Source organism: Paracoccus sp. 22332 (assembly GCF_052045125.1).
In the GTDB taxonomy this organism is placed as follows: Bacteria; Pseudomonadota; Alphaproteobacteria; order Rhodobacterales; family Rhodobacteraceae; genus Paracoccus; species Paracoccus haematequi_A.
The window spans coordinates 1-5,477 of the sequence record NZ_JBQEOI010000084.1 but is presented as its reverse complement, the minus strand read 5'-3'; the positions used below and the strand labels follow the sequence as shown (position 1 = coordinate 5,477).

General features: G+C 61.5%; 5 protein-coding genes and 1 pseudogene. 3 read left to right on the top strand and 3 right to left on the bottom strand.

Annotated elements, in window-relative coordinates; translation table 11 throughout:
* Positions 1–444, bottom strand: a pseudogene (locus tag ACTJI6_RS23445) (IS5 family transposase); the annotation flags it as partial.
* Between the two features lie 212 nt (positions 445–656).
* Here ACTJI6_RS23445 and ACTJI6_RS23440 point away from each other — a divergent pair.
* From ACTJI6_RS23440 to ACTJI6_RS23430, 3 genes are all read left to right on the top strand, one after another.
* Positions 657–1,460, top strand: coding sequence for a hypothetical protein (locus tag ACTJI6_RS23440; protein ID WP_440804144.1), 804 nt, complete (start codon positions 657–659; stop codon positions 1,458–1,460).
* 124 nt (positions 1,461–1,584) lie between these two features.
* Positions 1,585–1,884 carry a hypothetical protein gene (locus tag ACTJI6_RS23435; protein ID WP_440804142.1) on the top strand — a complete coding sequence of 100 codons (300 nt, stop codon included), beginning with the start codon at positions 1,585–1,587 and terminating at the stop codon, positions 1,882–1,884.
* A 144-nt stretch (positions 1,885–2,028) separates the two neighbouring features.
* Positions 2,029–2,556, top strand: coding sequence for an RNase H family protein (locus tag ACTJI6_RS23430; protein WP_440804140.1), 528 nt, complete (start codon positions 2,029–2,031; stop codon positions 2,554–2,556).
* A gap of 1,041 nt (positions 2,557–3,597) precedes the next feature.
* On the opposite strand, the gene ACTJI6_RS23425 is transcribed toward ACTJI6_RS23430, so the two are convergent.
* Positions 3,598–4,614 (bottom strand): tyrosine-type recombinase/integrase, encoded by a 1,017-nt coding sequence (locus ACTJI6_RS23425; RefSeq protein ID WP_440804137.1) that lies wholly within the window; start codon positions 4,612–4,614, stop codon positions 3,598–3,600.
* A gap of 149 nt (positions 4,615–4,763) precedes the next feature.
* Positions 4,764–5,477, bottom strand: a 714-nt coding sequence (gene istB, locus ACTJI6_RS23420; protein ID WP_440803190.1) for an IS21-like element helper ATPase IstB, incomplete at its 5' end; no start/stop codon positions are given.

Sequence of the window (5,477 nt, the reverse complement as noted above, 5' to 3'; positions counted from 1 at the left end):
TGGGGCACCTGTCGTATCGGGTTGCAACTCGCCTCCAATCCTTGAGCCTGCCGAACATGATCTCGATACGGTTGCGGCGCTTGTAGCGGCGTTTGTCGTGCCTGATGACTTTCTTCCTGCCCTTCCGGCCGGGGATGCATGGCTTTATCCCCTTGTCTTTTAACGCATCTCTGAACCAGTCAGCATCATAGCCCCGGTCGGCCAGCATCCACTCCGCCTTCGGCAGGCTGCTCAGCATGGCAGCGGCTCCGGTGTAGTCGCTGACGGGACCGGCGGTGACGAACATGCGGATCGGGCGGCCCTGAGCATCGGCTACGGCATGAAGTTTTGTATTCATGCCGCCCTTCGTGGACCCGATCAGTCGCCCACGCCCCCCTTTTTCACCCGCAGGCTGGAGGCCGTGCGATGGGCTTTCAGATAAGTCGCATCGATCATGATCGTCTTCCCGGAATTTCGAAGTCCGCACGCTGCTATGTCGTCTCATCTTCGATCCTGGCTGATGACTAAGCTTGTTCCCCGAGCGCAAAAAACGTGGGGAACAGGTATTTATGCAATGTTTTCAGAATTGTTCCCTATGTTCCCCGTGTTCCCCACAAGAAATGTCTACCTGGAGATAGAAAGCCGACTAACCAGAGCCCCTACAATCGTCAGAAGTAATGACGATCGAGGGTAGCGGTAAACGCTACCCTCACCTTGACTGCCTGGGTGCCCAGCTCTACGCCACGATCAACACAGGGTCTCCCAACGGGGGCCACAAGTCGGACACAGCAGCCGGGGGAACCTGGGGGTCTGCGGACGACAAGTGGAACCACCAGATGCAAGGCCACCGAGAGAAGGCCGTGGCGCTCCTTGGGGGCACCTACGTTCCCCAGCAGTTCGACGGGTTCACCGATGCGGACAGCAGGCCCAACGCGGCCCTGGACTACGAGGCGGCCTATCAGGGCCCCTCATGGGGCAAGTCCACCCTATGGGCTGTCAATCATGGCGCTTTCTCAGACCCCAGGATGCAGGCGCTGATTGCCGGGGAGATCGTCATGGGGGCGGCAACGTATGCCATCCGCTCCTCCGTAGTCATCCCGGAAGAGGACGGCTGGGAAACCTACAAGGAGCGTATACTGAACCCCACGGGGCTCCTCGCCAACGGGTTCGCCCGGACGGCCAGCGCGTCCATTGTCCCGATGCTGATTGATAGCGCCTTGCTGTTCACCCCGGCCGGGCCGCAGTTCGGGCAGGCGAGAAGCTCAGGAACCCCTACGGATGCTCTCGTTGGCATCCCTGCGGCAGATCAGCTCAACTCCCTAAAGGACTTCACACGCGGCAGTCTGAACGCTGCCTTCACGGACCAGCCCTTCACCAGGGGCACGGCCAAGGCGGGGGTCCGGGCGCTCGCACCGTTCGGCAATTGGCTCTCCTTCGCTGCGGGATTCAGCGCCCTGACGCGAAGCTTGCCGGAACGCTGACAAGAACACGGGCGGGGGTCTCTCCTCCGCCTGCCGCTCCTCTCACGACAACCTAACCCCGTTCGCCCTGCCCTGTCGCACCCAGCGCAGCAGGCAGCGGACACATGAAAGCAAGGAAATCACTATGAACACGACCACTGAACAAACCGCAGAAATGCAGATCGAAGCCAAGTTCCGCGACATCCTCGCGATCCTCAAAGCCGAAGCCACAGCGAATTGCGACCCCCTGCAATACAAGGTCGCGGACGGGATGGCGCTCGTAGCTATCAGGGCTCTGAACGCTGCGATGGCGGCGGATCAGGTCCGCCATGTCGATACCACGAAGGAGGCGCTAACGGCCCTGTGCGAGCCCCTTATGGGGCTGTGGGACGGGCAGCAACTGACCCTTCCGGCGCATTGGTATGCCGAGACCACTGAGGCTTGACGGTCCGACGAACAGACCACGGGCGGGGGTCGCACCTCTACCCGTTTCCTTCCCAATAGAAGCCCGAGAATACGATGCACAACAAATTTCCAGACGTAATCACGCGGGAGGTTCAGGACCGTGTGAGACTCTCGCCCGCAGCCTATGTGGACGCCCCGGACCCTATCCCTGGCAATTTCCCCGCCGCTGAACAGGTCGTGGCTTACATCACCGCTGGGAAATACGCCCCCGCCGCAAGCCCGGCCGCGTTCTCTGTTCTCCTCGTCAAGGCGGATCAGGACGGCATCCCCATGTCCCCCGCGCTCATCTTCACGGGGCATAGTTCTGCTTTCGCCACCGACCAACGCATGGTCCTTCTCGGGACGGGAATGTCTCAAAGCTCTGAAGGACTCCGCCCATCTTCCGATTCTCATAAGGTCGGATAACCAGACGCTGACGGGCGGTCTGTCGTCCTGGCTAGCGGCATGGAAAGCAAACGGCTGGCGCAAGAGGGACAAGAAGGCCCCTGAAAGCCTAGACCTATGGCAGGAGATTGACGCCCTGTGCGAACCCCTGTCCGTGCAGGCCGAGAGGGTGAAGGCAGAGTCAGACGATCCTTGGCTAGACCGCTGCAATGCTGCCCGCGATGCGGCGCTCAGGATGGCCGTGTCAGAATGGCAGGCGGGGAAGTGACGGACTGCAAGGGGGTGGAATTAGGCACGGTCGCCGCCACTCCTACCACCCTCTCCTGCCCCCGTTGCGGGACCGCCTTCACACCCAGGCGCAAGGATCAGCGGTTTTGTTCAAGGCCCTGCGCGAAGGCGGCCACACGCAACGCCACCCGAGGCTCTCGCCGTATCGGGGACAGCGCCGAAGCGAGGCGCGTTCACGAGTTCCGCAAGGGCCGGGTCAAAGGGCTTTCAGATGCTCTATATGAGACCCCTCCGGCTTACCGCGCGGATTTCATGGATCGGCTGATTAAGGAAGCACGGCGCAATTCAGAGCTTCGGCGTCTTGTGACCAATCGGGAAATGCTCCGAAGCTGGGCGCGTGATGAAGGAACGGGGCGGCTGCACATCGCCCATGTCCTGGAGCACTACTGCCGGGAGGTCTATGGGCTACGGTCCTTCGAGGTGGTGAACCCAAAGGCCATGCTTTCGTCAGCCGACGCTCTGGCCTTCCCATCTGAATATTTCGGGCCGGATGCGCCTCCGACCTACGAGGACGGCAGCTTGAAAGAAAGACCGTGCCCCTGGGAGGCAGGGAAAGAGAGGCGGAAAAAGTCCCTCCACCATTATAAAGAGGAACAGCACAGACCCATGCCCGAGTATGTGAGGGTGAACCCAGTTGCCTTCCTTTCCCACCTTAGACGGATGCGGTCCGGGGAGACCACAGCGCAAGCCGCATAGCCGTAAAAGTCCCTCCACCATTATAAAGAGAACCAAAGGGGTCCCCTGAGGGGGTTGTTAACGAGACATGAACGGGGACCAGGACGGGAGACCCACGGACGCAGGCCGCCAAGCCTACTCCGCACAAGACCCCAAACGGAAGGAGGGAACGGACGGGGGATCAGGGCCGCGTAACTCCCATTCCTCTAGATGAGGACCATTCTCAATTAACCCCCGCCTTAGAGGATCAACGTCCTTCTATCTGTTCGGGAGGTCTATGGGCGAACGGTCTCCGCCGTCCGTCAGTCCACGGACTCATCCCTCATTGATACCGCCATAGCCGCCCTCATTCCCTCGGTGGTCTTGCGCAGCTTGGCAACGCTCCCCCATAGACCCGATCACCAACCCCGCCCAGCGCATATCCAAGGATCAGGTTCTGATCTAGCGTGGAGACCTCCGCCAGAATGAGGCGGTCTTTCATGTTGTGGCGTAGGGAATGGACAACGTGCCTCCGGTTAGTTGTCACCCTGCGGACATGCTTCATTAGCGCCGCTGACACGGCATCCCCGCCGCCCTTCCGGCCATAGCTAGGGAACAGCATAGGCCCCACCCCCGGCCTCCCCAGCGCCTCCTTAGCGGCCTCTAAAGCGTCCCCAACCAAGGGAACATGGCGGATGGAGGTCTGTGTCTTGAGGCGTCGGTTCTCATGCCAAGCAACCCGCATGTGAGGGAGGACCTGACCCACAGGGCCGCTCAAAACAATGTCCTCTCTCCGCAGCCCTGCCACTTCCGACACCCGTGCCCCCGTCCCTTCCAGCAATCGCCAGATCAGCCCCAGCTCCTCCCCTGCACCCCCAACGACCCGCTTGCGAACCTCTTGGAGTATGGCAGGGGGTAGGGGGCCCCTGTTCTCGCTCTCGCCTGTGGACGGCCCTGCGCCTCTCTGTCCTGTTGTGGAAAGGCTGTTGAAGGGGTTGTCGAATGATGCCGGTAGGAGCCTCTCTGCAACCGCGTAGGAAACCACAGCGCGGATCGTGTTCAATTCTCTACGGGCTGACGCTGCGCTGACCTTCTCCCCCGTCCGCTTGATTCGGACCAGCAGATAGTCCCGAACTGTCCTGGCATCCTCCCGCGTGAGAGACGACAGCACGGGGTCTGCAATGCCCAGCGCCTCGCTGATTCGACCCACGTCCCGGCGCACCCGCACAATGGTCTTGTCATCGGGACTGTCCCCGCCCTCCCCCAGCTTCTCCCTGAGATACAGCTTCACAGCATCAGCAAGGGTTGCCTGCGGGGCTTGATAGGTGCCCTGATAGTTCCGAAGAATGTTGATCGCGTGACGGTCCCGAGGAGTCGCGCCCATCTGTCAACGGCGGTGCAAAACCCGGCCACTCGGCGGCGTAAAACCAGGCCAGGTGGCGGTGGCCTGCGCCATGGCGCGCGCGCTTACCATAGAGCTGGCGCGTGCCATGGCGCATTGGCCCCTTGGGGCCAAATCGAGGCGATCTGATCTCAGGACTTTTGATGCCGCTTTCGGGCAGTGCTGTTGGCGAGGCGATAACTCTCGCCGTTCATTTCGAGGATGCTGACGTGGTGGGTCAGCCGGTCGAGCAGTGCGCCGGTGAGGCGCTCGGAGCCGAAGGTCTCGGTCCATTCATCGAAGGGCATATTGCTGGTGATCAGGGTTGAGCCGCGCTCGTAGCGGTGCGAGATCAGCTCGAATAGCAATTCGGCGCCGGTCTTGGACAGCGGCACGAAGCCCAGTTCGTCGACGATCAGCAACTTGACGGCAGCCATCTGCTTCTGAAAGCGAAGCAGGCGACGTTCGTCGCGGGCCTCCATCAGTTCGTTGACCAGGGCTGCGGCGGTGGTGAAGCCAACGGAGAGCCCCCTCTGGCAAGCCGCCAGTCCGAGGCCAAGGGCAATGTGCGTCTTGCCCGTGCCGCTTGGGCCGAGGGCAATGACGTTCTCGCGCCGCTCGATCCATTCGCAGCGGGCCAGTTCCAGCACCTGCATCTTGTTGAGCTTCGGGATGGCGCTGAAGTCGAAGCTGTCGAGGCTTTTGACCGTAGGGAACCTGGCGGCCTTGATGCGGCGCTCGACCATCCGCCGCTCCCGGTCAACCAACTCCAGTTCGACAAGCCGGGCGAGATACCGGACATGGTCCATGCCTTCGGCCGCGCATTGCCAGGCCAGCTTCTGATGTTCCCGCAGGAATGTCGGCAG